Source organism: Enterococcus sp. HMSC078F03 (assembly GCF_001811595.1).
GTDB lineage: Bacteria > Bacillota > Bacilli > Lactobacillales > Enterococcaceae > Enterococcus > Enterococcus faecalis.
In genome coordinates this window covers 1-26113 of record NZ_KV805528.1, presented here as the reverse complement: position 1 = coordinate 26113, position 26113 = coordinate 1, and the positions used below count along the sequence as shown (strand labels likewise).

General features: G+C 35.3%; 27 protein-coding genes and 2 pseudogenes. 1 reads left to right on the top strand and 28 read right to left on the bottom strand.

Annotated elements, in window-relative coordinates; all coding sequences use genetic code 11:
- Positions 1 to 10: 10 nt before the first annotated feature.
- Together HMPREF2810_RS00245 and HMPREF2810_RS00240 are read right to left on the bottom strand one after the other, a co-directional pair.
- The gene (locus HMPREF2810_RS00245) at positions 11 to 256 is read right to left on the bottom strand and encodes a helix-turn-helix domain-containing protein (protein ID WP_002382821.1); all 246 of its coding nucleotides are present in this window, start codon (positions 254 to 256) and stop codon (positions 11 to 13) included.
- Between the two features lie 544 nt (positions 257 to 800).
- Positions 801 to 1115 carry a hypothetical protein gene (locus HMPREF2810_RS00240; protein WP_195805275.1) on the bottom strand — a complete coding sequence of 105 codons (315 nt, stop codon included), beginning with the start codon at positions 1113 to 1115 and terminating at the stop codon, positions 801 to 803.
- A gap of 131 nt (positions 1116 to 1246) precedes the next feature.
- Between HMPREF2810_RS00240 and HMPREF2810_RS16175 the strand changes: the two are divergent.
- A pseudogene (locus HMPREF2810_RS16175) lies at positions 1247 to 1389 on the top strand (PcfJ); the annotation flags it as partial.
- A 452-nt stretch (positions 1390 to 1841) separates the two neighbouring features.
- On the opposite strand, the gene HMPREF2810_RS00235 reads toward HMPREF2810_RS16175, so the two are convergent.
- The 26 genes and pseudogenes from HMPREF2810_RS00235 to prgU form a co-directional block, all read right to left on the bottom strand.
- Complete coding sequence (locus HMPREF2810_RS00235; protein ID WP_002414684.1) at positions 1842 to 2192, bottom strand: hypothetical protein; 351 nt, start codon at positions 2190 to 2192, stop codon at positions 1842 to 1844.
- A gap of 32 nt (positions 2193 to 2224) precedes the next feature.
- The gene (locus HMPREF2810_RS00230) at positions 2225 to 3910 is read right to left on the bottom strand and encodes a relaxase/mobilization nuclease domain-containing protein (RefSeq protein ID WP_010775552.1); all 1686 of its coding nucleotides are present in this window, start codon (positions 3908 to 3910) and stop codon (positions 2225 to 2227) included.
- Positions 3911 to 4267, bottom strand: a complete 357-nt coding sequence (mobC, locus tag HMPREF2810_RS00225) for a plasmid mobilization protein (RefSeq protein WP_002367696.1) — start codon at positions 4265 to 4267, stop codon at positions 3911 to 3913.
- A 245-nt stretch (positions 4268 to 4512) separates the two neighbouring features.
- Positions 4513 to 4785 carry a hypothetical protein gene (locus tag HMPREF2810_RS00220; protein ID WP_002382815.1) on the bottom strand — a complete coding sequence of 91 codons (273 nt, stop codon included), beginning with the start codon at positions 4783 to 4785 and terminating at the stop codon, positions 4513 to 4515.
- 32 nt (positions 4786 to 4817) lie between these two features.
- Positions 4818 to 6977, bottom strand: a complete 2160-nt coding sequence (locus tag HMPREF2810_RS00215; protein ID WP_048942706.1) for an ArdC-like ssDNA-binding domain-containing protein — start codon at positions 6975 to 6977, stop codon at positions 4818 to 4820.
- Positions 6978 to 7026: 49 nt separating this feature from the next.
- Positions 7027 to 8856, bottom strand: coding sequence for a VirD4-like conjugal transfer protein, CD1115 family (locus HMPREF2810_RS00210; protein WP_002382813.1), 1830 nt, complete (start codon positions 8854 to 8856; stop codon positions 7027 to 7029).
- Entirely contained in the window at positions 8856 to 9341 is a 486-nt protein-coding gene (locus HMPREF2810_RS00205; protein ID WP_002382812.1) for a PcfB family protein, read from the bottom strand. Before HMPREF2810_RS00205 ends, HMPREF2810_RS00210 begins: the two co-directional genes overlap by 1 nt.
- A gap of 41 nt (positions 9342 to 9382) precedes the next feature.
- Complete coding sequence (locus HMPREF2810_RS00200; RefSeq protein WP_002382811.1) at positions 9383 to 9568, bottom strand: hypothetical protein; 186 nt, start codon at positions 9566 to 9568, stop codon at positions 9383 to 9385.
- 45 nt (positions 9569 to 9613) lie between these two features.
- Positions 9614 to 10072 carry a single-stranded DNA-binding protein gene (gene ssb / locus HMPREF2810_RS00195; RefSeq protein ID WP_002382810.1) on the bottom strand — a complete coding sequence of 153 codons (459 nt, stop codon included), beginning with the start codon at positions 10070 to 10072 and terminating at the stop codon, positions 9614 to 9616.
- Positions 10073 to 10076: 4 nt separating this feature from the next.
- Positions 10077 to 11174 carry a hypothetical protein gene (locus HMPREF2810_RS00190; protein WP_002382809.1) on the bottom strand — a complete coding sequence of 366 codons (1098 nt, stop codon included), beginning with the start codon at positions 11172 to 11174 and terminating at the stop codon, positions 10077 to 10079.
- Positions 11175 to 11198: 24 nt separating this feature from the next.
- Entirely contained in the window at positions 11199 to 11762 is a 564-nt protein-coding gene (locus HMPREF2810_RS00185; RefSeq protein WP_002382807.1) for a hypothetical protein, read from the bottom strand.
- Positions 11763 to 11875: 113 nt separating this feature from the next.
- Positions 11876 to 12628 carry a Fic family protein gene (locus HMPREF2810_RS00180; RefSeq protein WP_002382806.1) on the bottom strand — a complete coding sequence of 251 codons (753 nt, stop codon included), beginning with the start codon at positions 12626 to 12628 and terminating at the stop codon, positions 11876 to 11878.
- Positions 12629 to 12741: 113 nt separating this feature from the next.
- Positions 12742 to 13350, bottom strand: coding sequence for a hypothetical protein (locus HMPREF2810_RS00175; protein WP_002382805.1), 609 nt, complete (start codon positions 13348 to 13350; stop codon positions 12742 to 12744).
- The gene (locus HMPREF2810_RS00170) at positions 13334 to 13579 is read right to left on the bottom strand and encodes a hypothetical protein (RefSeq protein ID WP_002382804.1); all 246 of its coding nucleotides are present in this window, start codon (positions 13577 to 13579) and stop codon (positions 13334 to 13336) included. Before HMPREF2810_RS00170 ends, HMPREF2810_RS00175 begins: the two co-directional genes overlap by 17 nt.
- Positions 13566 to 14171, bottom strand: coding sequence for a hypothetical protein (locus HMPREF2810_RS00165; RefSeq protein ID WP_002382803.1), 606 nt, complete (start codon positions 14169 to 14171; stop codon positions 13566 to 13568). Before HMPREF2810_RS00165 ends, HMPREF2810_RS00170 begins: the two co-directional genes overlap by 14 nt.
- A 272-nt stretch (positions 14172 to 14443) precedes the next feature.
- Positions 14444 to 16378, bottom strand: coding sequence for a group II intron reverse transcriptase/maturase (ltrA, locus tag HMPREF2810_RS00160; RefSeq protein WP_002367922.1), 1935 nt, complete (start codon positions 16376 to 16378; stop codon positions 14444 to 14446).
- Positions 16379 to 17101: 723 nt separating this feature from the next.
- Positions 17102 to 19615 carry a phage tail tip lysozyme gene (locus tag HMPREF2810_RS00155; protein ID WP_048958093.1) on the bottom strand — a complete coding sequence of 838 codons (2514 nt, stop codon included), beginning with the start codon at positions 19613 to 19615 and terminating at the stop codon, positions 17102 to 17104.
- Between the two features lie 11 nt (positions 19616 to 19626).
- Positions 19627 to 22005: a VirB4-like conjugal transfer ATPase, CD1110 family gene (locus HMPREF2810_RS00150; protein ID WP_048942700.1), complete on the bottom strand. Its 2379-nt coding sequence runs from the start codon at positions 22003 to 22005 to the stop codon at positions 19627 to 19629.
- Positions 21971 to 22312, bottom strand: a complete 342-nt coding sequence (locus tag HMPREF2810_RS00145) for a PrgI family protein (protein WP_002382800.1) — start codon at positions 22310 to 22312, stop codon at positions 21971 to 21973. Before HMPREF2810_RS00145 ends, HMPREF2810_RS00150 begins: the two co-directional genes overlap by 35 nt.
- 1 nt (position 22313) lies before the next feature.
- Positions 22314 to 23114 (bottom strand): TrbL/VirB6 family protein, encoded by an 801-nt coding sequence (locus HMPREF2810_RS00140; RefSeq protein WP_002382799.1) that lies wholly within the window; start codon positions 23112 to 23114, stop codon positions 22314 to 22316.
- Between the two features lie 14 nt (positions 23115 to 23128).
- On the bottom strand, positions 23129 to 23425 hold the full coding sequence (locus HMPREF2810_RS00135) for a hypothetical protein (RefSeq protein ID WP_002382798.1): 297 nt from the start codon (positions 23423 to 23425) through the stop codon (positions 23129 to 23131).
- Between the two features lie 12 nt (positions 23426 to 23437).
- Positions 23438 to 23665 carry a hypothetical protein gene (locus tag HMPREF2810_RS00130; protein ID WP_002365858.1) on the bottom strand — a complete coding sequence of 76 codons (228 nt, stop codon included), beginning with the start codon at positions 23663 to 23665 and terminating at the stop codon, positions 23438 to 23440.
- Between the two features lie 46 nt (positions 23666 to 23711).
- Positions 23712 to 24146 (bottom strand): hypothetical protein, encoded by a 435-nt coding sequence (locus HMPREF2810_RS00125; RefSeq protein ID WP_002365857.1) that lies wholly within the window; start codon positions 24144 to 24146, stop codon positions 23712 to 23714.
- A 19-nt stretch (positions 24147 to 24165) separates the two neighbouring features.
- Positions 24166 to 25065, bottom strand: a complete 900-nt coding sequence (locus HMPREF2810_RS00120; RefSeq protein ID WP_002409287.1) for a hypothetical protein — start codon at positions 25063 to 25065, stop codon at positions 24166 to 24168.
- A gap of 41 nt (positions 25066 to 25106) precedes the next feature.
- Positions 25107 to 25964, bottom strand: a complete 858-nt coding sequence (gene prgC / locus HMPREF2810_RS00115; RefSeq protein ID WP_002367673.1) for a pheromone response LPXTG-anchored adhesin PrgC — start codon at positions 25962 to 25964, stop codon at positions 25107 to 25109.
- A 27-nt stretch (positions 25965 to 25991) separates the two neighbouring features.
- A pseudogene (prgU, locus tag HMPREF2810_RS00110) lies at positions 25992 to 26113 on the bottom strand (pheromone response system RNA-binding regulator PrgU); the annotation flags it as partial.

Sequence of the window (26113 nt, the reverse complement as noted above, 5' to 3'; positions counted from 1 at the left end):
CTTCACCTCATTACTTTCTATTAGAGATAGTTATGCAATTTAATTTTGTGTAACACTCTGGGTTATCTGTTAAGCATAATATGTAATCTACGCTTGTAGAATACAAAAGTGATAGCTTAACTAAAATATCTACTGGTACCATTGTTGCACCACTCTCATATCTGGAATACGCAGATTGAGAACAATGTATATAGTTACTGACAAAAGATTGAGTATAATTATTTTTAATTCTTAAAAATAGCAACCTAGATTCCATAATTTTTCCCTCTCCTGTATGCTATCTTTGTTTGTTAATAACAGTCAATATATTATTCGGATTCTGCATAATTCTAAAATTTTTATTATTTATCAATCACGAGAAAATAAAATATGTCTATACCTTTATAAAAGGTAAAAATTTGTATTTCTTTATTATTTGTTTTATAATATAAGTATCCATTGAGCAAAAACGCTCAAAAATAGGCTGATCGAGTTAATCGATCAGCCTATTTTCTTTAGATTTATATTATTTACTAAAACTATACTGTCACGAAAAACAACATATATAATATTATGTTGTTTTATTCAAACTATAAATTATAATATATTTAAATATATAATAGAGACTGTCTCTTGGGGGGAGACAGTCTCTAAGGTTATAACTTATTTTAGCCTTTCATTTCTAACAAATAATCATTCATAGAACTGAACGATCAATTCATTCAGTCTGTAAGAAAATAGTTAAATCTGAAATAGCTATTTTTATTTTACAGTATCTGCCTTGGCCTTTCAATTTCCTTGATATTACTTTTATTTCAGGATTATTTAACATAAACAAATACTTCTGAATCTTTTACATAAATGTCATGGTAATAATTAGATTTCATTAACTCACTTTCTTCTTTACTCAACGCGTTAATATCAAAGATCTCCATGTTCACATTTAAACCAGTGTACGTTCTAAATAAAAACTGATTTGGCCAATAAAGTGCTTCATTTGGTGGAACCAGTTCTTTTAATATAGGATAATTCTTTGAACTATTGACAAATACTGGCGAATTTTTAAATAAAGACGTACTATGCACGGCCACCGTGTCACGGTTCACCAGGTCTTTTAAATCATCGGCTAATATCATACTTTGTCGTTCAAAAGATTCCTTTTGGTGGCTTAACGCACTAGCATAAACAAATGTAAAAGATAAAAGGTAAACACAGAAAAGACAAACCGCTGTTTTTGACACATATCCTAGCACGTTTTTAGAAGTATTTGCCTTACTTCACATTAGAGTACCGAAATCAACAGATTACACAAATACAAGGAAAACGTAACCGTCAGGAAGTACCAGAAAGGATAAGACAAACAGTCAGACAATGGCAAGAGAGAATTTACAGCACGCCTTATCATCATAATATAAGACAAACCTGATACTCGCTTTTAGCGAGTATCTTCTTGATTAGAAACAAAAAAAGAAAGGCTTCCGCCTTTCTTCTTGTAGAGAATGTGTTATAATAGACATGTAAAGAGGACGTACTAGTCATACGCCCTCATGATAGCACCATTTAAGACGGTGACCGATAGTTAAATATTTTTACAAAAAATAACCAAACTCGGCTAAAGTTGACGGTTATTTTTTGTTGTTTTTATCACTAATTTTTAGAATTAATGTCGCAAAAGTAATCGCAAACATTAACGCTTCAAAAATAGTCAAAGCTAGTCCTTTCTAGGAGTATAGCCAAAAATCAACATAGGCAATCACCCCTTTTTCAGAGATTAGCCACCGTCATAAACCTTTACTATCTCGTATATTATACCATAAAACGCCTTGGCTTTTTTAAGTTAAGGCGTTTTAGCATAGGAGCAATTATTCAGCCCACAGTTTGCTAGGAACCTTTCTTAACCAATCAGAAAAATCTAAAAACCAGCCTCCTAATTCTTCATTCAAGGCAGCTAGATAATGAAAAAGCAGAACAAGTAATCCAAATAAAAGCCAACCAACCCAACTTGCCCATTCGATTCTAAGTTCTTCTGTTGCTAAGATCACAATTGGTATTATTAAAAAAAGAAAAGCCAAAACTCGAGCAATAATCAATAATAAAGTGGTGGTAAATCCACTAGTAAGCAATGTTAAAATTCCAATATATCGGAAAAGTAAATGCAGAATAAAAAAAGGTAAAAATAGCATTACAGACAAAATACGTTTAAAAACTAACATAAAATTCTCCTCTCCGTTCACCAATAGATAGTTTATAGTTTGGGCTTAATGTCGGTTTGCTTCTCTGGCTCTTTTTCCTGTACGGCTTGTATTTCATGAAGCTGATTAATTTCATTTCGAGTTCGTTCCAGTTTACTCTCTAACAAAGTTTGACTGGTTTTAATTGCTTCTATTTCTCCTCGAACATCTTCATAAGAAAATTCCGCAAGCGTTGCGTCTGGTAACAATGTTTTCAATTTTTTCTGAATTAACTCTGGATCTCCCTGCAGTTCATTTTCTAATAAGAGGTTACTTAATTGGTGCAGCTCTAACATCTTCTCGTCAAGAGTCTCTAAAGTTTTTTCTGCTTCAAGAAAAGCAACTTCTAATTTTTCTTCTAATAATTTTAGTTGTCTTGTGTCCTCGATTTCATTCGCCGCTAAAAAGTTAATGGCACTAACTAATTCATCAATGGTTTGCATCACAGGTTCTCTTTTCAGTGGTGTTTGTCCATTATACAGTCGTAATTGTTTAATCAACGAAGCCCCTGTTAAGTATTTACTTTTAGTAGCATCCTTGTCGCTCATAAAATAAAAATACTCATTTCTTTTAATATAGATATTGTAATTACCGTTGTCTAATGGATCAACCTTATACCCTCCTACAAAGAGCTTTCCAGAATTACCATAGCCATAATCGATATTTATATAATATCCTCTTTCTGTTTTGTGAGACAGTTGCCATGGTTCTATTGTAAATTGATAGTCAAAATTATTTTTTTCTTGTTCATTTTTTTCTTCGTATCTTTTGACACATTCTTCCACTGTTAGAACGTTTTTATTTTCTTTCAATCGTTCAATAATCTTTTCATAATTATATCTAGTGGGGTCACTTTTTGACAAGCTTCGACTACGAGTATTTTTTATTTGTGGTTCGTCAAGCAATCGATAGATCGTCCACTTATTAGAAAAGTCTGCCGATAAATTCAAAGCTTCTGCTTTTTCTAGGAAGTCATTAATTGAAGAACTTTGTTCTAATAAAAAGTCTAACCGACTTTTTATTTTTTGTTTATAAATGGACTCTGTTTGCCATTTTGTATATTTTGTATGAGTTTGCTTCGGTGATTTTTCAATAATTTTTGCGCCTTCCTTCGCTGCAATTTTATCCGAAATTTGTTCAAAGACTTTTTTGGTTCCTTTTTGCCAGCGAAAGGCTTTACCTGTTTTTAAATTGGTTGAACTAAAAATAATATGATTGTGTAAATGTTCTTTATCGACATGTGTGGCGATCACAAATTCATACTCTCCACCCGTCAATTCCATCACCGTGTTGTACCCTATTTCATGTATTTTTTCTGGCGTTAAATCATCTTCTGGAGAAAAGGATTGGATTAAATGGTGTGCTAAAACGGCGTTGCCTTTTTCTAATTCTGTTAACGTTGGCGGAAGCAATCGTTCTGATTTTGGATCGAATGTGTACCCGATTTTTCGTTGAATTGCTGCTTGTAATTTTGTTAATTTAAATTCTTCATAAGGATTTGTTGGATCTACAATGCCATGCCCAGAAACTAATTTTTTCATGTACGTCTTATCGTCATTCACAATATATTGAAATAAATGTTCCAAGTGTTCAGACGGATTATCATTCGTAACTTCAGTTTTTTCTGCATTCTCAATATATGAGCAAGCATTGTTTAATTTATCAAATGTATGAATAACAAAATGTTTTGTATACACCATTTACGATTGTTCCTTTCTCTTTATTAATTTGTTTAATTCGCTCTGAACCAGCGCATTTAAACTCTGTACTTTATCGGTCAAATCTTTAATATCTTCAGACGAAATTTCATGAAACTGGTTGGCCAGACGGGCCATTTGATTAATATTAATGCCAATTTTATGAATTTCGGTAGTTAGTCTGTTGAGTTCGGAATAGTCAACATGGCGAATCTCTCCTTGAATCAAAAGGTGCAAGGCAAAATTTTGAAAGTTTGGAAAGAAACTTTCTTCAATTTTTCGATTGATTAATTCATTTTCTTCTTTTGAAAAACGTATTTTTCTTTGAATAGGTCGTTTTAGCTTTTGTTTATTCTCCATAATTGTTTCTTCTTTCTTTTACATAATAAGTAGTCTCCTTAGTTTGACAATTAGCTGTACCCAAGGATAGGCTTTCTTTTTGCAAGCGGAGCAACATGGTACCATGTTGCGATATTTTGAATGACCCCTACCAAAAATACTGGTAGGAGTCGTTCAAATTTTTGGGGTTCCCCCAATCCCCATCGCTACACTTTGACATTTATTGACGTTTCGACTTACCATTTTTGACCTTTATTTTTTCTTTCCTATTGATAAGGGGCTAATAACTCATCCAGAAAGACCAAATACGAGTCATTTCCTTTCAACTTTCGTAAATAAGTGGCTGCTTCTTCGTAAGGAAATAAATCAATTTTTAATTCTTTTTCTTTAAAATCATGAATCAACGTATCCAGTTCTTTTAGCACCGTTCCTTTTGATTTTTCTTTCTTTTTCTGGTGGACTCTTGGTTGGTCACTAAGCGGGTCTGCCAAGAAAAATTGTGTCAGAATAAATTTACTTTCGTCCGTTAATTGGTCCATTTTGTTTTCTCCTTTTCTCTTATTATTTGTTTTTAAAATCGAGTAGAATTTGCTATTTGAGCAGAAATTTTTGGTTCATTTTGTTGCCTTTTTTGCTCGTTAGCTTGGGACTTTCCCACTTCAGTTTCTTTTTTCTTCGCATTCAATAAACGTTCTTCAAATTTATTTTGGGGAAGTTGAATGCCTTTTTCTATGGATAAAGTATGGTCGGCTTTTTCAATTAGCGTGCGCGCCTCTTTCGTGATCGTTTCTAACGATTGCGTAAATTCTTCTAACTTTTCTCCTTGCTTCGTCCAAGAAGAAAGATAACCAAAAGAATACGAGGACGTATCCAGCCCTAAGTGACGGGAGACAATATAGGCAACTGATTCCGCTTCAAATTCTTGTCGAGAATAAACGTCATCTCCAAATATCGCTTGCGAATCTGGGTGAAGCATGGCATGCGTCATTTCATGAAGTAAGACTTTTAAAGTCATCACTTCTCCTAAATGTTGTTGGAGGACAATTTCTTTTTTCGTTGGATCATAATACCCATTCGCACCACTTGCAATAGACGTGACAGTTACTGGAACTGGGCAAATCTCAACTAACGCATTGTAAGTTCTGGTGAATGTTTTACCGTCGCTAAGATTCTCTTCCAGATTATAAACAAGCTGTGGCAACTCTGCGCCGGTCGTTTGTTCTACATCAAAGACAGGCGTTAAAAAATAGCGCGTCTCTTTGACAATTTCTCCATTTTCATCCGTAACTTTTTTCCCGTTCTTATCGACTTTATCTTTAAAATAAGGGGCATACACATACAGTGCTTTGCTGCCTTTTTTTACTTGACGATCTAACTTTTTCCACGCATTGTAACCAGCTACACGACGTATATTTGGATTTTGTGCCAACAACAAACGAATATTTTTTGACGAATATTTATGAAATTTTGAAGCAAAATCTAAATAGTTTTTAAACGTATCACTTGTTAAATACTCTTTGATTCCGTCGTTCAAATGTTGCGATAATTTTTGATAATCTTTCTTTTTAATTATCTCTTCCAATGTTAGTTCTGGTTGGCTTTTTTGCTTCATTTGTGTTTTTTCAGACATTTCTTTATTCCTTTCTCTGGATCGTTTTTTTGCTTTTTGACGCTTTAATTTTGCTTCTTTTTTCTTTATTTCATTCTTTATTTGCTTTAAAATATCGTTCCAATCCGTTTTACTTTTTCCTTCAATTAGTTTAGGTTGGTCAAGAGTAATTGGACACCAGCTATTTGAAAATTGTTGAATAAATTTCTTCCCTGCTTCGTCATTATCTACAGCCAAAACGAGTTGGACTTTTTCCGTTGTTAGTTTCGACTTTTCTAATTGTTCAAGGACGGTTGGCTTTTCTTCTTCTTTGACATAAGAGCCAATTTCATTGGCAATAAGCGTAGATACTGCGCCCTTTTTAAGTCCATTCGCACAAAATAATACCGCATCTCCAATCGTTTCTTTTTTTAATTCGTAATAACTCATGAGATCTATAGGCGCTTCAAAAACAATGATTTTGATTGGCTTTTCTGACGTAGCTTCTGCAATTTTTGGTGGATACCCTACACGAACAGTCAACCCATAATAGCCATTTCCCCAGACACGCTTTAACCGTCCTCGTTCGCCATGTAGCTTCTTATTTTCCCAAATACCTTGTAAGGCAACGCCTTTAATTTTTTCTTCAAGACCAACGTGCTTGAAGACTATTACTGGTTCACTTTGTCCGGTCTCTTTATCTGTATACGTGGATTGTGCCATGAGGTTTTGTTCAAAAAAGAAATCAATCGTTTCTCTTGATAACTTACGTTCCTGAAGCAAGTAATCAATGGTGGCATTTTGTTGTGTATGTTCTTTCATATAATAATGAAAGTTCGTCGGAGTAGGTTCTTTCAACGTTTCAACAGCCCCTGCTTCTACGGTCTGTAAATACTGCAATGCTTCAGCGTGTGTACACTCTTTTATCACTTGAACAAGCTTAATACTCCCACCACCAACTTGGCGAGAGTTCCAATAAAAAGCATTCTTCTTAGGGGTTAAAACAAAACTATCGTGCTCTGACCAGATATAACTTTGTCCCTGTCGTACAAGTGTTATTCCTAAACTTTCTGAGACATCCACAATACTTTTTCGTTCAATTTCTTCTAACACTTTTTGTCGTTGTGCATGTGTCATTGGCATTTTCTGTTCCTCCTTTTTCTATTTTCTGAAATAAAAAACGCACGTCTTTTTAAACGTGTGTTTCTTCTTTCAGTTCACTTGTAATTTCTCCATGGTCAATAATATCTGTTGCCGAGATTTTATCCAAAATAGCTTCTTCATCAGTCATATATCGGCGCCACGTATACCACTTATCATCAGTCGGTCCTGTTGCTAGTTCATCTGCTCGGTCATGCTGAAAAGCATAGAATTTTTTATCTTTAAAAACATGCTCTTTTGATATAAAAACCAGACACTCGTCTCCTCCAATAAGCGCAACTTCACTCCTGTCAATCAAATCGCGCCCGTATTTATCTCGATTTTCGGATCCTCCACCTTGATTTCCTTTATTCATGCTATGTTTCCGAATAGATAATGTTTGTTTCCCTGCACGCGCAGACAGATACTTGGTGGTTTCTTCTTCGTCTCCACCAAGGTATAGTAAACACGCACAGCCATTTAAAATGTTTTGCCACCCATTGCGATAAAGCGTTTGTAATTGGTTCAAGGATTGTAAAACAATGGTAAACGACATTTCTCGCTTACGAAACGTGGTCAACATTTTCTCAAAGTGAGGAATTCGGCCAATATTGGCAAATTCGTCAATTAAGAAGCGGACATGTAGGAGTTCTTTGCCTTCTTCTAGTACTCGTTTTCCTAAACGTACTTGGTCTGATTTATTTCGCAACACTTCTCCGACTGTCGCAAACATCAACGCCGCAATAAAATTAAACGACGTATTAGTTTCAGGTATCGCAATAAACACCGCTGTTTTTTCTTCATTCCAGGAGTCAATATCCATCGTGTCTGTACGAATCATATTGACCACTTCTTCATGGTCAAAAACAGAGTAACGTGCAGCAGCTATCCCTAGAACGCTGGCTCTCGTTTCACTCTCATACAAATTGTTAAACAAGGTCCATTGTCGGTAAGCGTAGTTGTCAGGAATGGCCTCGTTTAACTCCTCAAACCATTCTTCCACTGGGCTAGGTACATTTTTATCTTTTCGTTTTAGGTGGCGTAACATGTCCGCAATCATTCCTAAATGTGGCGTATACTCATTTCTGCGACCGTCAAACCATAAATACGCAATAAGAGAGCGAACCAATAAGCCTTCGGCTTTTATCCAAAAATCTTCCCCGGTCGTTTTTTCCCCTTCTTTTGTTGCTTCGGTGACAGCTTCTAAAACTCGGTCCACGTCTAATTCGGAGTGCATATACTCAAAAACATTGAACGTATCACTATTTGACAACGTGTTTAAGTCTAAGACCTTAATCTTGTACTTGCCTTTTTTCAATAAAAGTCCAATCTCTGGCAATATTCCACCGTCTGGGTCTGTTGTGATAAAGCTGGCATGTCGTTGCATAAGATTGGTTTTGATAAAAGCTAACGTTTTGGCCGCTCCAGAGTCACCTAGAATGGCGATATTCTTATTTTTTTGTAGCTTGATTGGTAAACGTTTATTAAAAAGAGAAATTTTTACATGATTACTAACAATAATATTGTTTTCAGGAATTGGATCTTCATATTTTTTCATTTCAGCAGGTGTAGCAAAACGAGCCGAACCGTATTCTTCTCCATGACGGTAGATTCCACGATCATTATCTCGCACATACATTAATAGTCCTAAAAGAAAACCAAGTATTCCTGCACTAAATCCTAATAGACTTGGTGTTATAAAAAACCGATAAAAAGTTTGTTCGATATACGTTAGAATATCTTTTGTAAAGAGATAATTCGTTTTTGAAAAATAGTCTGTCCCTGGTAACAGCCAAAAGAAATTTCCTATTCCAAAGCCAATCACAAATAGAAAAATACCAAGGTAGAGATACGGTTTCAGTTCTTTTTTGTACGTCTGCATTACAGTTTCCTTCCTTTTGTGATTGTTTTTGTTTGATCAATTTTACCCACGTATTTTTTATTGGCTGCAGTGTAGGCTAACCGTTCATCAAAAGTCATGGTATTTGGCTTACGCAAAATCATTTGTGGGTTCTTCTTAATATCCGTTAACACGCGTTCTAAGGCTTTCTTTGCAAGTTCCGTATCTTTTACTCGAAAATAGAAGTTAGTCCCTTCTTTGGTTTCTTTAAACGCAAAAGGAAGCCCTTGGGCTTCCAACTGTTCTTTTAACTTATTTAAATTCACTTTTTCATGAAGTTGCGCCGAAGTCAGTGGATCCTCATGATTCATTAGCTTATACAAATTATTTTCCCCTTTTAAAGGAAGAAACTTGTCTTTTAGCGCCAATACACCATCACTGGATAAATTAAGCAGCACCTTTAACACTTTATCTAAAGTACTAGTACCTAAAACATAATAACGGTGTACAATTTCTCTTTGTTCCACCAAAAATCTCCTCCTTTATAAAAAAAGACTAGCAAAATTTGCTAGTCTTTTTTTGTTTCTTTACTTTTTTGATAGGCCGTAAACAACTGTAAGGGAATATTAATCGCTACAAGAATAATAATTAACCACCTTGTGGCGGTTAGTTCACGAGGGGAGGTAATTTGTTGATACAGTAACACGGCGAAAATTACAGCTAGCCAAAAATACCATTGTTTTACTATTTTCATTCAAATTCTCCTTATAAAAAGTATTTCTGTCTTAATTTAGCTATCTCAAAAAGGAAGGTCGTCATCTGATATATCTATCGGACTTACATCTTTAGAAAAAGGATCAAGAGGGTCAGGTTTCTCAGTTGCTTGTTTGTCAAAAGTCGCTTGGTCCGGCTTACTACTTCTACGTTGATCGTTTACTTCTTTTGATTCCAACAATTGAAAGTTTTCTACAACAATTTCTGTCACATATACGCGTTGCCCTTGTTGATTGTCGTAATTTCTTGTCTGTATACGTCCTGTTAAACCAATTAAAGTGCCTTTACGCGCATAATTAGCGAAAGATTCAGCTGCTTTACGCCAAATAACACAATTAATAAAATCTGCTTCTCTATCTCCTTGTTGATTCGTGAAATTACGATTAACTGCTAACGTAAATTGTCCAACTGCTGTTCCACTTTGTGTGTAACGCAGGTCAGGATCTTTTGTTAAGCGACCGACTAATGTCACATTATTAATCATTCACTCAATTCTCTCCTTCATTTCCTATAATAGAGTGCCATAAAGCTTTTAATGGATGTTTTTTTGGAAACTGTTTTTCAACAGTTAATTCTTCATTCTTCTTAACTAATACTTTTTGGTTCTCTTCTAACTGTTCATTTTTTTCTGATAACTTCTTAATTTCTTGAAGTAATGACTCTGAGTTCCGCTTCTCCTTGTTAAATTTTTTTATTTCGTTAATAATATTTTCTTTTTCCTTCTTTAAACATAGTAACTTATCTCGTTCTTCTTGTTCTAACAATTTCAGTTTTTCAAGATTATTTGTCGCATTTTGTATTCGTTCTAACATTTCTTTTTCTTGTTCTTCATATCGTTTCATCTGAACATATTTCTCCTCCCACTCCGGTTTTGTTAGGACACTTCCAAGCAACTTTGAATATGCTTCATAACGTTTACTTTCAAATAAGAATCTATACTTATTAAATTTTTTATTGTAAATCTGTTCATCAACTGGTGTAACATCAGAGGCATTATCATATATTTTCAATTCTTTCTCTATTTTTTTCGGAACTGAAAAAGAACAAATTTGTAATCCTTTAGCTGATAAAAAATCAACTTTTTCCTTTAAAACTCTGGTTGTAACGCATACTTCTAATGCTAGAAAACCGTTCCATTTATAATAATAACTATAAGGGGTGGTTTCTTTTAGTTTGTACAGTACATCAACTATAAAATAATGTTTCTTTGATTTCCAAACTCTCCTATCAACAGCCACACTATCAATTTTTACTTCAACACAAGTCTTCCCATCTCTAATTATAAACGTAGACAGATTAAGAAATACGTCTTGAAATAAAGAATGTGCAAATGTTTCTCTGTTTTTATTATTCTCTACGTTTGCTCCTTCAGGACGATAATTTGAGTAATAAGCAAAATATGGAACACCAATATTATTTCTCGCTTTGACTGGTTTAACTGGATACCGATCATTTTTTTCTAATGAATCAAATAACTCAGCTTTTTCTACTGGAGAAGTAACGATTTCACTTCTATTTCGTTTTTTAAGGGCTTCATAGGCATTTATTCTATTGCCATAATAATAAGCATAAAATTTTTCTACCATCCAAATCACCACTTTTTATAACAATTATATCATGAGTGAAAAAAGTAGCCTATCATAAACTTGTTCAATTAATATAGTATTTTTCTGTTCATTTTTCCTATAACCAATGACATCAAGGATTGCTTGAGTTTTAACTTGCGTAAATGATAGTATAGGAAGTATTTTAGGTTCAGTATTAATCGTTACAAATATAATTATTCTTAATTTTGTTGCTGTAGCGGCAATATCTGATAAAACTTCTATAATATATTCAGCTGGCAAACTACTTGTTTGTACAATCACAATTTGGACTTCATGATCAAGTAACTTATTCAAGTTATTATAATACATATAGCTATCGGGAATAAACGATTTAGCAGATATAAATTGGCTTCCTTTTAACAATGGATCCAGACCTATCTCCAAAATATCTGCTTTCTCACGATCAAAAATTGCGAACTGTTTTACTACAAATTGATTAATCAACTGTTCATTTGTAGCATACCACTCGATTATATTCTTCTCGAAAATAAAAGGATATGAAATTTCTCGCATTGTTGCTTGATAAACTTCAGTTTGAACAACTCGTTGTTTTTTTAATTCGTTCATTTTTCCACTCCTTACTCCTGAATTAATGATTTAAAGCGGACTAAGTGTCAAAATTTATTTGTATTAAACAGAAAAAACATCGATCTACAATCTACAGATCGATGTTTTTTCTGTTATAATGTTTTTCCGTTATTTCTTAAATGGTTTGCTTTAAATTTTTTTTGATTAGTTTGTTGTATTTTTGCTTCTTCCAAGCGCTCTTCAAATTTATTTTTTGGCTGTGCTTCTGTATATTCTTTGGCAAAACGCACAAATTCATTTAACGAATATTGAACGTCTGGCATGTGATCATCGAAGTCATCCGCCATGTAATAGTACATCAAATTGGCATCAAATTGTGTTCTTCGAAAATCAGTTGGGATTGTCAAATAAGTAGAAGATTCTCCCGTTAAAGACCCAATAAATAAGTTGGCCGAGATTAAGGCAGTCCGCTTATTTCCATTATCAAACGCTTGTAGTTTTGCCAAACGAGCGTACAACGCCCAGCCATCTTCTACACTATTTTCTGTTACTGCATCTAGTTCTCGTTGAACCATTTTTTCTGTAACTGTTCTAGGTGGTACATAATCGCCAACATGTATAGTGACTTTTTCCCTCAATTTTCCAGGATTTTCAGGCTGTCCTTCTTTGTGAGAGTCCATTTGTGCATTAATTCCTTTGAATACATCAACCGTTAGTTTCTTTTGTTGACTAGCATAGTGAATCGCTTTAACTAAATCTTCAAATATATAGCGATCTGTTTCATTGGTAAATTGCCACTCATCCTTGTTTGTAGAAAGGTTTTTTTGTGTTTGCAGAATAGACGTGTTGTACCCATCATATTGGGCCACAGAATAGATTAATTCAGCTAATTTTTTTGTATTCATTCTCTCACATCCTCCCCATTTTCATTCATAGTATACCATTTTGACAGTAAAAGTGGTAATCCTTGTTTCTTAGCTAGAAGAGGCTTTTTTACTAGCTGATAAAAAACTCTTTTTTATAAATAAAGTCCCTCTGGCTTCTTTGAAAATGTACTTAATTTTTGTTCTAAGTCATTGATTTCTTCCTGTTTAGTCGCAATCTCCTCGGTCAATGTGGCTAACTCGTCTTTTTTAAACTGAATCTTTTGTTCCAGAATTTTCTTCTGTGTTTCTTTATCGGCCATTTCATCTGGTTGCTCTTTTAATTCAGTTGTTTCCTTTTCTTCAGTAGTAATAGTGGTTTTGTTGTTTTTCTCTAACTCTACAATATCTTGTGTTTCTTTATTTTTTTCTTCTGGCTTTATCTGATTTTCTACAGCTGAAGGCAATAGTTCTACAAAAGGAATCACTTTTTTTGTATCAAACGGATCTAAAAGATCATGAAAATAAGGATTATCTTCTAAAATTGGTAAATCTATACGCTTGCCATAAAGGATTTGGTCCTCTTGTTTTCCTTCTTTTATTTTTTCGACATAAAGCCACCCTTCTTCTTCCTTCTTAATAAGATCGTTGTTTACGCCAATCACATAACGAACAAGTGTAGCGGTAGAGTCGATCGCCTCGCCTTTAATATTTTTTGAATAAAGAAGTTCATAGCGATAAGTTGTTTTATTCCCTATAAACACTTGCTTCACCACCTGCTTCTTTTTCACTCAGCAACGCAGTCAATTCACTAAAAGATAAATTATTTTCTGTTAATAGAGCACTGACAATTTCCGCTTCTATTTGTTTCAATTCATTCTCTTTTTTAGCAATCGACTGTTTCAATGTATCGAGACGTTCATTGGCTTTATTAAGTTCATTCTCCACTCGATCCTTCTTTTTTTCTAATTCACTTACTTTACTTTTCCCCACTGTTTGCACTCTCCTTTATTGATTCTTCTTTCGTTACTACATGTGTATTATATGAATTTTGCTCCTCTTGTAATTCATTGGTAAGTGTTACTGGTGCCATTTTATCCACTAAAAAATTAGCACCTTGTTTTACAAAGGTTAATTTCATTGCTTCTTGATTGCTCTGATTTTTCAACGCTCCTTCATCATTATTTCGTTTGGTTCGTTGTGTATTCTTATACGTGACGTCCACAATGACTTCGTTGTTTTCAGTATCAATATAGATTTTATACGTATCAAGTACTTGATTGACTACATAGCCTTTATACGCTTGATTAACAGGCTGTTTTTCTACATTCACTAATTCGTTATACATGGCGCTTGTCACCAAAGGTTCATAGCGATTTCTATTTTCGCCAAGATCTTTTTTTGTATAATACGCAATCAAAAATTTTTTTACCGTACTTGTCGTTAATTCCTCTTTTTTCTCGACTTTTACTTGTTTTCTTTGCCCAACACTAAGCCCAATCAAAAAAATAAGCACAATAAGCAGTAAGCTGCCACCAATAAAGCCAATTTTCTTGTATCTACTCAATTTTTCCATATTATACATTGTTCTTATTGGTTCCTTTCTTTTTAGTTTAGGCGCATAAAGTATTCGCCTGCTTCTTTTTTTAAGACACGCCAATTCATGGAATACTCACCACTGACATTCATTTCAGAAATGACAAAACTTCCATCAGAGTTTACATGCTATAACGATAGGTAAGTCTTTGAAATAATCTCCAACTTTTCCCCCGTTCCACACCGTGCGTGCGACTTTCACCGCACACGGCGTTCCATCAAATTTATTTTGTAATCATTTAGCTTAATCTTTTAACTTTTTTAGAAAAGTGTTAATTGCTCATATTTGGGCATCTGTTCGCATAATGGAAGAATGATTGTTTTATTTACAAGCTTTCTAAGTTTATTTACTTTATTTACTTGTGAATCTGACAATTTATTCCAATAAATATACTCTCTTATTTTTACTTCATCGGTACAATGCACCAATTTATGCATTTCTTTTGAAAGTAAAATCAAATTTTTATATGAATCGTCTTTACTTTCTGACCATAGTTTCTTGTGGTGACAATGCATATCGTCAAGAAATAATTCGTTACCTGTAATAGCACACTTTCCTTTTTGCGCAATGAATAACGAAATTCGGTTATCATTATATTCAATGGTTGCTCTTTCATTAATAATTGGATGTTCTCGTAACCATTGGACTTTCCATTCTGCTACAGATTGTTGATTTTTGTGTACAAGTATACGACCTTCAGGCGTGTATTTATTAAGAGTTTTATTTCTCCCTTTGATTGTTTTTGTTCTTACAAATCCTATTGGAAGAATGGGATAGTTTACTAGATATTGAATTCTTTTTGATTCCATATAAGGTAGAATCCCTTTATCATGTCCCTTGTAATTTCCCTTTTTGGTCAATCCTTTATTTCTGAATCGGTTGTAAAAACTTCTATGCAGTTGTGACCCTATCGATTCAAAATCCTTGGATACATGTGTTGCCACGTTGTAATAATTATGAATGCCTATAACCATACTGTTGTATTTTTGGATTTCTCTAATAGTAGTGATTTTACTTTTCTTTCTTTGGATCCGTTTAATTTGATCCTTTAGTTGTCGTTTGATTCTCTTTCTTGCCTTTAGGGCAACGTGAGAGTAACAGACGAACCGATGGTTCTTTTTGACCATTTTCAATGTAATCCCTAAGAATTCACTACTTTTCTTTTTCAAGTTTGTTACTTTCGACTTTTCTTCTGAGATTGGTAGCCTTAATCGTTCTTTCAGCCACATTTTCGTGGCACGGAAGAGTCTTTCAGCCTCCTGTCGATTCTTACAAAACAACTTAAAATCATCTGCATACCTTACGATATACACTTCTTTTAGAGTCGTTGATGAACGAAGTTTTCTGTAATCATGTGATTTATGTCTTGTTCCCTTTGAGTTAAATTGTGGAACAAGCTCGCTACATTCTCGTTCTTCCCATTGCCTGGCAATCCACCAATCAAACTCGTTTAAACAAATATTTGATAAAAGTGGGGAGAGTATTCCTCCTTGGGGTGTTCCCTTAGTTGGAAATTTAATAGTGCCATCTGGTAGAACGATGGGTGCTTTTAACATTTTCCTGATAATAACTAAAAGCTGTTTATCTCGAATTCCTAATGTCCAAATTTGTCGCATTAGTTTCACATGATTCACTTCATCGAAAAATCCTTGAATATCAATATCTACTACATATTGCATATGACTTTTATTGATTCTATACATACAGTCAGCTATGGCGTTATCTGTAGACCTTAAGGGTCGAAATCCATAACTATGTTTATTAAACTTGGCTTCGCAAATTGGTTCTAATACTTGTAAAATACATTGCTGAGCGATTCTGTCCCAAATTGAAGGAATCCCTAAGGGTCTAGTTTTCCCGTTCGGTTTGGGAATTTCTACTCTTCTGACTTTTCTAGGTTTGTAGAAATTGAATCTATTTCGAACTTTTCCAATAAACTCTGATTGAGATAGTTTTTCAATGTCTTTTACGGTTACTCCATCGATTCCTTTTGTTGTGCTCCCTCCGTTCCTTTTTATGGTTCGGTAGGCTAACAAAATGTTATCTGTTGAGATAATTATCCCCATTAAATTCTTGAAAATTTTACCTTCATTACTTTTATTGAACAGTTCGTCATAAATTTCAATCATGCCATAATATTCTGCATATCTTAACTTATTATTTTTGGGCGTTTTTTCTAAAAGGTTTTGATTCATGGTTTATCACTCCTCTCGTCAGATTCGTGACCTTTTGAGTCTTACTAGAATCCATGAGTTGTGATTAAGTTTCTTACAAAATAAACTTGACTTGTGGCTGTTCCTCCAGTTTCATTACAAAACCTTCAACGGTCGTGCCACTACTCTCACTAGAATTATGGAAGGTTATGATTTCCCTTCCTACGCTTCCCAAGTTGTGCGACCTCCACGCTTCTAGCTTTCAACGTTCCCTTATTTTTATCTTATATCTGAACTTAGGTGCTAGCTATACTCCATCAACTCTGGGTTGTGCCTGTAACACAACAAGGAATTTCATATCGTAGATTCTTACTCTTCCTCAAGTTGATACAACTTTTATTGTTATACGCATTTCTACGTACTGGCGTTCGGAGCGTACATTCACTGGTTCGTCAGACCTTTTCAGTCATTCTCACCCTATTCAGTTTTTTCCGACCCCCGACCTATCAGATACATACCTTACCGCTAAGGCACTTTCGTTTACCTTCTCTATTTCACGTAGAGATTTCCGTACGGTATCTTTCAGCCGACTTTACCGAGCTTCACACCTTTATCTTTTGCACGAGATAAACGCATGTCGGAGATTAGGGGAATCGTTTCAGGGCGTTACCCCATCATTCCAATTCTCAAAATAAGAGTTCTCCATTCTCTATAACTTGATTTATTGCTAAATCTATTATTCGAGAACGTGCTTAATCTTTTCAATTAAGAACGTTTCGCACCCACATAAGCCACGTGTCCATATTGCGTACTAGAACCAGCTACACCATTTGTAAAAATAACAGCATCCCCTTTTTTAGGAGTTGATTCAAGTGTCGCTCCTGGTGTTTGTCTGTAGTTATGCACCCATTGATTGGCGTTTCCCATAGTAGGGTGAATGCTTTTTCCTAACTGTGCAAAACGATTAAATACATACCAAGTACAATTCCCTGGCGCATACGCATTGCCTGGCCAGCCTTGTCCTGCTTTTGTTTCTCTGTCTGTGGGTAATGGTTGCATTTTTTCTTTATACTGCGCAAAGACCTCACTCCCAGAACCACCGATTGGTGTACCCGATCGAGAAAAGAATGTAAACCAATTTTGTGCAGCTTGAATTCGTTCTCCTAACTTGTCTCCGGGATTTCCTTCCCAAACAGTTAGAAAATAAGTAGTAAGTTCTGGAATAGTTGCAGCCACCTTACTTCTTGCTACATTGTCTGCTGCTGTTCGTGAACCTGGTGCATCGCCGTCAAAAATAAAGTCCAGCTGCAATTGCAGATCGTACCATTTTTTATTTTTACCTTTGGCATAGTCTAATAACAACGTATGCCTACGACCACCATCAGCTGTATCCGTCCACTGGCCTAAACCTAGTCCTCGATGGAGAATATTTGGAAAACGTCCCCCATAAATTTGCGGACCTCCCATAGAAAGCCAACTCGGTTCGTCCCACGAATTCCCATGCGCACCTACAGGCGGGTTCAAATAATCCCCTTCTGCACGTTTTGGATTAATGCCACTTTCTACCGAAAAATTCCCTAAAATCGCGCTAATTCCTTCTTTGGTGTATCCCTTTTTTGATAAATAATCATAAACAGCTTGCGCTCTTTTTTCGACACTTGCTTCAGGAGAAAAATCTGCACTTCCTAAAAGAGTCGTTTGCGTGTAGGTTACACGTGGAAAATAAAAGGCTGGATTTACAAAAAACCAGTCTTTCGTTTCTTTTTTATATTTTTCATACTGGAATGTAACTGTTGAATTCTTTGTATTCCCAAGAAATGTTCCTTCTTCAACATCCATACCTTTTGTTAGTCGAAGGGTATTCACACCACGAATCGTTAACCTAGCTACTTTCTCTTTTTCGATAACCAGTGTTTCTGTATCAGGCACCGAAACGATTTGGCCGTTCATTGGTGAATGAAACGGCTGATTAGCTTCAATCAATACATCAATGCCTTGATACAAGGTGAGCTTCTCTTTTGATTTGTCATAGCCATAGCGCTTATTGACAATTAAAGCGTCAGTTTTTACTGGAAAAGAAAGGAGATCATCCAATGTTTGGTAGCCTAACTCTTTTTTTATCTCTTGATAATGCTTTGCTTGTTCCTCTTCGATAAAATAACTTGATTTCTTATCTGTTTCTAAACTTTGCATTGTTTTCAACTGATAATCAGGTTTCTTTCCGTTTAATGCCGTCCATAAGTCAGATAGAATCGTTTCAAAATTCTTTGTACCAGTGGAATCCATATCTAATAATTTAAAATCATCGTACCGATAATTCATGTAGAAAAGAACATCATCGATATTGCTATAAAACTGGTTGTTATCGTCTGTATGTTGCGCATCTAATTTAGTAAAATACGTCCATGAAGCGGTTAAATCTTCCTCTTCTTGAACAATCGCTGGTTTTTGTGTACTACTTGCAACGCCACTCAATAAAAAAACAAGAAAAAGAACCAATAAAACAACCCAAGAAATTGGATTTTTTAGAATCAATGCAGCGACTTTCCCTAATGTCTTCTGACCATTAAAAAAAGAACGAATCAAGCCAATACCTTGTTCGGCTTTCTTCGCTTCTTTTGCTGCTTTAAAGCGCATAGCGCGATTCCGTAGTTGTTTCATAAGTTGTTTTTTTAACGTAAAGTCTTTTGGTGTACGCTGAAACCCACGTCCTCTTGAAAAGTTAAATAAGCGATTCCCCAATCCGTACGTATCTTTTGCAGTTTTCACCGAAAGATTCTTAACCGTTTTTCCTGTTTTCAAAGCTGTACGCATGTTAAATTTAGCTTGTTGTGTTTTTTCATAAAGGGTCATTGCTTCATTCAGTGTATCTTCCTGCGTTAACGTGGTTCGTACTTTTTGCGTCGCTTCTCTTTTCAACCCTTCCTTGGTTTCCCTTTTTACTTGGTTAACGACACGCGTTTCATCTACTTTTTTCGTTCGTTTGTAAGCAATTTTCTGTGCTTTTTTGCGTTTCTTTTGCTCTACAAATTTCTTTTTATCCAGTAAATGGTTAATACTTAATGGTTCCTTCCCTGTTTTCAAGGTGAGTTTATGTTTTTTTAGTGATTGCTTGTAATTTTTCTTAGAAAGTTTAAACTCCTTTTTAGTCGTCTTTAATGCTTTTTTTTGCAACTTCGTCGCTTCTCTTGATTTTAAGGTCGAATTTTTTCTAAGACGCTCTTCTACTTGAGTTTCAACATGTACTTTTTCTTTCCAAGTACGCTTATTTTCTACCATGTCCTCACATCCTAAGCGTCGGTATTCATAATTTCAAATAGATGTGTTTCTTTTGGAATAGGATTTTCAAACGGAACAACCACCCCACCTGCAGAAATTAGCCCCGTTCCTTGTGGGGCTCGATCATTGATATACTTCTTCAATGCAGGTGTCAGACTTAAAATTTCTACTAATCGTTGTGAATCAATTGGTTTTTGCCGTAATAAAATCAAAAATTCACTATTGGCAATCATTTTTTGCCCCGCTTTACTGTCTAATAACGTCGTAGGGTTTTGCGTGATACCTGTTGTCACGGCACCATACTTACGAATACGCGCCCATAAATTTAAGAACCATTCTGCTTCTTCTTCCGTTGTGAAGTTGACTTGTAATTCATCAAAATACAAACGTGACGTTACTTTTCCTTGTCCGGATACTACTTGTTTCCACAACTGATCTAAAATCACTTTCATGGCAAACTTTTTCAAGCGATCATCTAATTTTTTTGTATTAAAGACAATAAAGGGTGCCGTTAAATCGATATTCGTTTGGTGCGCAAAGATATCTTGTGAACCCACACAATAGGTTTCCACTTTATTCGCTAATTCTTTGGCACCTTCATCCGTTTGTTCTTTTAAGATTCTAAACCAATCGACTAATGTTGGCTCTGTCTCTTTGTTTTCAAAGCGTTCATACGTCAACAACGTCACACGGTCAACAAGTCCCGCATCCACGTCCGTATAGCTTTTTAGTAGCGATTCAAACATAGTGGATAACAAATTAGATTTTTCTTTAACTAAATCAAGTTCCTGGTCCTCTTCATCCAATAACTGCTTGTCTACCATTCCTAAAATATTCAAGTGATTTTTTGTACCAGTCGAGATATCGAGTATTTCTGCATCCAATTCTTTCCCAATCGGTAAGTATTCACTTTCTGGATCAACAATTAAAAAGCGGTCCTTCGGAAATTTTAAACGCGTTGAAAGAATTTCCCATTTGGTCGCCATTCCTTTACCAGAACCAGACGTTCCGAAAATAAGCCCACTTGGTGTAATTAAATCTTTTTTTCGGTCAATAGTAATCATGTTCTTCGTCAACTGATTCCGGCCATAAAACTGACCTGTTGAGCTTTGTAATTCCACATTGGTAAAAGGGACTTGTGTAGCAATATTTGTTGTTGTTAGATCACGCATATAACTCATTTCAACGTCTAAGTAAGGTTTTCCAATCGGTAAGATTGTATTGAGTGCTTCTTCTTTGTAATTGTCTACTGTATCAAACACAACTTGCCAGGTTGCTCCTACGTTTTTCACCGATTCAACAGCTTCTAAAAGTTCCTTTTCTGTTTCTGCAATTAAGAAAACTGAAAATAGGCCATTAAATAACTTTTGGCCATTATTTTTTATTTCATCCATTAACGCATTCGTTGTTTCTTGGATTTCCTTTGCTTCTCCTGAAATCGCATCCTCTGAAACACCACTTCTGAAGTTTTGCTTCTGTTGCTTTTGAATGGCAACATCATTTAATGTCTTGGTTCCCTGTATTGCCTTTCTGGCTTCCATCATGTCATAAGGTCTGGCAGGAATGCTAATCGCTAGCTCTCTTCCTGTAGCGCATAATTCTTTGATTAACTTATCTTCTAGGTATTTTGGATATTGTTGAATGGTTAAAACAGCTGCGTAGTTTTCTCCTAACCGAAAATAAGCTTTATTGTTTGGAAACTTGATTTTACTTGGAACAATAAACGCTTTAGACGTTAGCCCTGATACGGCAATATCTTGATAGCTTGTGCCAAAATATTGTCCGTGGCGCAAAAAATAGCTGAACAAAGACAATCGCTCTAAGCCAGTCATTGGGGTTACCTCTAATTTAATTTGGTTGGCTTCAAAACGATTGGCAAAGTTCTGCATGATTCCTTCTAACTCTTTGTTGGCTTGTTTCATGGACGAACTTTTTGTGGTGAAAATAGCATATTTTTCAATCTTAAAGTTTCGCTCGTCTTGTTCATACTGCTTCGTTATAATTTCATTGATTTCTTGACGGTAGTTATCTAAGTGATCTCCCTGATACGCCAATAAAACGTCTTCCATCAACGACTCTTCTTCTCTTTTATTAACAACCAACAGCTGATACCGAGAGTTTTTGTCTAGTGTATTTAACCCTTCTGCATACCCCATTACCGTGTTTAATTGATCTTCTTCTACAGCAATTTCGTAGTCCACTTCTCCAAGTTTATAGCACTTAGAAAACTCATCCTCTACAATGTGCATGAGCCCTTCTTCAAACTGACTCGTATAAAAGATACTATCTTGTACGGTAGGATTTGCTTGTTGCTGTACACGTTTTTTGACTTTTTTATCTACTTTTTCAACGTTACTAGATAACGTCTGTTTCTTTTTGAACAAATTCATCCTTTTGATACCTCCTTATTTTCCCAGCCTGAAAGGTTCGTTCCTCATAATAAAAGCGTAAGTAAAAAGCTCTTTTTACTTCTTTCCACTTATTCATCATTAATAAAACGGGATACCACCCTAACGCAAACGAGGTGACTAGCGCACAAACCATAAATAAAAGATCAGGCAAAAAAAATACTTCTAACAAAAGAAATATCCCTATAAAAACAAAGCAAACATACGCTTTAAATTCTCTGACTGTAATTCCCCAGATTTTTTTCTCTACTTTTGATAGATCTTTATAAAATTCTGAACTAATCGCCATTTTACATCGCTCCTACTAATCGTTTGGCAAATCCTTGTGAACCAACTAGAAGAATAATCACTGCCACATATTTTAAAATTAACGCACAATACGTCATGATATTAAGTACAAATGCACTAGCATTCGCCCATATACCTCCATCAAATGAAGCAAACGAAAGGTAATCATTCGCCGTTAAAATTGGAATAAGCCCCATTAATAGAACCAGTAAAGCACCTTGTAAAGCATAAGCCATAATTTGTTTCATGTAGCCCATGGCAATCGAACGTAATTCATCATGGACAAAAAACGCCACAAACAATGGTGCAAGGGCTTTAATCATATACAATTGTACCCCTCGTAAGAAAATAAGGATTTTCGTTATCACACTCGATAACCATAGTGCTAGGTAAGCAAATACCTCAAATAGACCTACAATCGGTTTTGCCCACCAGGAAACTTTCCCCACTTGTGGGATCGCTTCACTGGTTCCTGTTGCTGTTACAATGGAATTAATCCATTTGGCTGCTTGAATTGTAAACCAGACAATGCCATCAATAATGTAGCCAGAGCCCATAATACAGACATACGCGATCACATATTTCAATGCAATGTTAGTTAATAACTCGATCGTCAAACCACCGTCTTCTGATTGAAATTTCTTTTGGGTATTCGATAATTCAATCATAAAAAGAATGCCTAAAATAGCGATTCCTAAAGGGACTAGGACTTTCGCTATTTTAGACATGGCTTCATTCGTTGCTGGATTGTATTCAGCTAGACTTTTAAATAGCTGATCGGTCGTTCCTTTTGGAATGTTCATTGCTTCCCCTCCGCTCAGTTAGCTATTTCTTGCGAGTTTTCAAACGTTAGAGGATTTATCCCTAGCTTTTCTAATTTTTTGTGATAAAATCTATGGATTTCTGCTTCCTTAACAGTGAAATCCAATAAGTTAGTCTCGCAAACCTCAAACACGCCTGTATAACTTATTTCATCATCATTGACAATGAGCTCTCCATTCTCATCAAATGAAAAGTCTCCTCGACTCTGAATAATTGCCTGTGGCGCATTTTCTTCTTCTACAACTTCCCATTCAGTTTGACCATTGACTATCATTTCTACTAATAGCTTCATTTTTTCCTCCTTTTAAAAACGAATAGCTCCTACCTGTGTAATAACATAGGCGACTACCCCACCAATTGCTAAAATAACGGCCCCACCAACAACTACTTTTTCTATTCCTTTATCAAGCGTACGTGGATCATCATTCGACATGCCTGAACGAATTTCTTTGACGCCAAACATAATACTAACTGCTGAAACAAGTCCAATGATTCCTCCAATTAGTGTAATAATTTTTGTGACTATATCCATAGTTTTGTCTCTCCTTCAGTTTTTATATTCTAAAAAATGACTTATTTTACCAATCTTCTTCAGTATTGCTTTCTGAAAACTCCATTTCTTCGCTTTCTTCAAATTCATCCTGAGTTAAAAAATTTGTTACCGCATGTTTAACTTTCCCTTTATACTCTTGTTCTTCAACCTGAATATAGACATCTTTACCTTTCAGAAATTCAAAAGTTTCTCGATTATAGCCAAAATCAACGTCTGGAATCTCTACACCGTTGTCTTGGATACTGGCTAAAATATAGCGTAAATTATCTTCAGTATAATCATTCCCGAAGGTAAGAAAATAAACCCCTTTTTCGTTACTTTTTCCCAAAAGAGAGAGTAAAAACATATCATTCCCTTTTTGAGACCGTTTTTTTTGAACTTTTTCAATTACTGCCGCGTGCGTGCCTAACTCAAACTCCTTGATTTGTGACTCTCTTTTTAATGGACGTTCATATTTCATAGAATTGCCTCCTTAATTATTATTCATTAATAGTAAATTCTTTTTCTTCTGGAATTTCTGTTACTTGATAATTATTGTTTTTCTTTTCCATAGCCACTTTCATTTGACGAATTTCAGTTTCTTCTTTAGCCACTTTCAAGGTAACGACGTACGTAAGGAGCCATTGGTTCCCTTCTTTTTTTGATTCCCAAAGAAATAACGTTCTTATTTGTTCTTTAGACCCCTTAATCTCTTTGAGTACTCCTTCAGAAACATACTTTTTAACTTGCTTTTGCGTGGCTTTGTCACTCTCTTCACCAGAGTACAGACTGGATAAGAAAAACCGAGCAACAACATCAACTTGTGGTTGCTCATGCACTTGTTCTTGTAAATGTGTTAATCGTTCCTCTAACTTAGAATCATTTTGGCTCGTTGGTTTACTTTGAGAACCAAATGACGCACCTGTAAAAACACCTACTGCTAAAAATATAAGTAAAGCCACTGAGAAATAGCTATAGCGAGAAATTGTTGTAAACACAGTTGATTTTTGTTGCTTTTCTGCTTTCTTTTTTAAAGAACCTGTTGAACGGCCTATTCTCTTCGACTTATTACTCACATTTCTTTTGAACAGGTGAAGAAACGCTTCTAAATCTTCTTGTCTTACTTCTTCATTGGTTTCTACAGTCTGTACCATGTTTTGGAGGACAGTTTCCTCAACTACCGGCAAAGTCATTGTTTCTCTTACAAAAGCTTTCTCGTCTGTCACGTTGTAATAAATCTCATACGTAATTAGAATTCGATCCGTCGATTTTTTTAAATCCGCATTGATTTTTGTTAACTGTTCAATACCTTGTACCAGGTCAATTTTTTTATTAAACCCTAATTCATTTAGTAATACATGACTTTGCTTTGTAGTAAATAAAATAAACAAGCAAAGCACCTCCTTTCCTCACAGAAATTTATCGAAATTACTCTTTCTGATTAAGCTTTTTTCTTATTCTTTTTAAAGAAAAAGAATCCTGAAATTAATACAAAGAAGCTTCCCAATACAGAGAAAAGGAGTGTGAATTTCTCTCCTGTATGTGGCAATACTTTCATTTTTCCATCACTTGCTTTTACCTCAACGTTTCCGCTAGGTAAAACCTTATACGAGCTGCTAATTGGTTTTAATCCTTCTGGTGTTTTGGTTAACGGAACACCTTTATCTACTGCTACAATTTCTTCCCCAGCTTCTGTTGTAATTGGAGTAGTTTCACTTGGTACATGTGTTACCTCCGCTAAGTTGCTTGTTTCAATAGGAATACTTGGTTGTGTTCCTGCCGATTGATTCGTTTTATCAATTTCTCCACTAGGTGTAACGACTACGTCTATTGGTTTAGTGGGCTGTTCAGGAGTTTTTGGTGTTTCTGGTTCTGCTGGTTTTTCTGGAATCACTGGTTGAGTTGGTTCTTTCGGTTGTTCTGGAGTAACAGGTTTTTCTGGTTCGCTTGGTGTTGTAGGCTCGGTTGGTTGACTAGGTTCTGTTGGCTCGCTTGGTTCAGTCGGTTCAACCGGCGTTCCAGGATCAATTGGCGTTGTTGGTTCTGTTGGCTTTTCTGGCTCACTCGGTGTTGTAGGCTCGGTTGGCTTGCTAGGTTCTGTTGGATCAGTTGGTATTACTGGCGGTTCTGCAGGATCCACCGGCTCAGTAGGATTCGTAGGTTCACTAGAATCAGTTGGTTCAGTAATTGGTGGAGTTGCTGGATCTGTTGGTCCTAAATCGTCAGCGAATGCTGTTATACTTCCGCCACCGAATACTAGTACTGCACTAAACAAGCTTGATAAAATAATTTTTTTCATTGTAATTTCCTCCAAATAATTTTTTATTTATGATTTTAAAGTTTCGCCGAAGATCTCTTCAAAAATCCCTCTATTAATAGGTGTTTTGATAAAAAAGACAGGCACATTAATTCTGCCTAAATTTGGTTTCACATAGATACTTTTTTCTG

Excerpts from the sequence above, each read along its gene's own strand:
- HMPREF2810_RS00180 (WP_002382806.1), bottom strand. The coding sequence starts at position 12,628 with ATGAATACAAAAAAATTAGCTGAATTAATCTATTCTGTGGCCCAATAT.
- HMPREF2810_RS00185 (WP_002382807.1), bottom strand. The coding sequence starts at position 11,762 with ATGAACGAATTAAAAAAACAACGAGTTGTTCAAACTGAAGTTTATCAA.
- HMPREF2810_RS00235 (WP_002414684.1), bottom strand. The coding sequence starts at position 2,192 with ATGTTAGTTTTTAAACGTATTTTGTCTGTAATGCTATTTTTACCTTTT.
- HMPREF2810_RS00190 (WP_002382809.1), bottom strand. The coding sequence starts at position 11,174 with ATGGTAGAAAAATTTTATGCTTATTATTATGGCAATAGAATAAATGCC.
- HMPREF2810_RS00150 (WP_048942700.1), bottom strand. The coding sequence starts at position 22,005 with ATGAATTTGTTCAAAAAGAAACAGACGTTATCTAGTAACGTTGAAAAA.
- HMPREF2810_RS00140 (WP_002382799.1), bottom strand. The coding sequence starts at position 23,114 with ATGAACATTCCAAAAGGAACGACCGATCAGCTATTTAAAAGTCTAGCT.
- HMPREF2810_RS00165 (WP_002382803.1), bottom strand. The coding sequence starts at position 14,171 with ATGTATAATATGGAAAAATTGAGTAGATACAAGAAAATTGGCTTTATT.
- HMPREF2810_RS00155 (WP_048958093.1), bottom strand. The coding sequence starts at position 19,615 with ATGGTAGAAAATAAGCGTACTTGGAAAGAAAAAGTACATGTTGAAACT.
- HMPREF2810_RS00220 (WP_002382815.1), bottom strand. The coding sequence starts at position 4,785 with ATGGACCAATTAACGGACGAAAGTAAATTTATTCTGACACAATTTTTC.
- ssb (WP_002382810.1), bottom strand. The coding sequence starts at position 10,072 with ATGATTAATAATGTGACATTAGTCGGTCGCTTAACAAAAGATCCTGAC.
- ltrA (WP_002367922.1), bottom strand. The coding sequence starts at position 16,378 with ATGAATCAAAACCTTTTAGAAAAAACGCCCAAAAATAATAAGTTAAGA.
- HMPREF2810_RS00245 (WP_002382821.1), bottom strand. The coding sequence starts at position 256 with ATGGAATCTAGGTTGCTATTTTTAAGAATTAAAAATAATTATACTCAA.
- HMPREF2810_RS00130 (WP_002365858.1), bottom strand. The coding sequence starts at position 23,665 with ATGGATATAGTCACAAAAATTATTACACTAATTGGAGGAATCATTGGA.
- prgC (WP_002367673.1), bottom strand. The coding sequence starts at position 25,964 with ATGAAAAAAATTATTTTATCAAGCTTGTTTAGTGCAGTACTAGTATTC.
- HMPREF2810_RS00135 (WP_002382798.1), bottom strand. The coding sequence starts at position 23,425 with ATGAAGCTATTAGTAGAAATGATAGTCAATGGTCAAACTGAATGGGAA.
- HMPREF2810_RS00145 (WP_002382800.1), bottom strand. The coding sequence starts at position 22,312 with ATGGCGATTAGTTCAGAATTTTATAAAGATCTATCAAAAGTAGAGAAA.
- mobC (WP_002367696.1), bottom strand. The coding sequence starts at position 4,267 with ATGGAGAATAAACAAAAGCTAAAACGACCTATTCAAAGAAAAATACGT.
- HMPREF2810_RS00200 (WP_002382811.1), bottom strand. The coding sequence starts at position 9,568 with ATGAAAATAGTAAAACAATGGTATTTTTGGCTAGCTGTAATTTTCGCC.
- HMPREF2810_RS00240 (WP_195805275.1), bottom strand. The coding sequence starts at position 1,115 with ATGATATTAGCCGATGATTTAAAAGACCTGGTGAACCGTGACACGGTG.
- HMPREF2810_RS00215 (WP_048942706.1), bottom strand. The coding sequence starts at position 6,977 with ATGCCAATGACACATGCACAACGACAAAAAGTGTTAGAAGAAATTGAA.
- HMPREF2810_RS00125 (WP_002365857.1), bottom strand. The coding sequence starts at position 24,146 with ATGAAATATGAACGTCCATTAAAAAGAGAGTCACAAATCAAGGAGTTT.
- HMPREF2810_RS00230 (WP_010775552.1), bottom strand. The coding sequence starts at position 3,910 with ATGGTGTATACAAAACATTTTGTTATTCATACATTTGATAAATTAAAC.
- HMPREF2810_RS00210 (WP_002382813.1), bottom strand. The coding sequence starts at position 8,856 with ATGCAGACGTACAAAAAAGAACTGAAACCGTATCTCTACCTTGGTATT.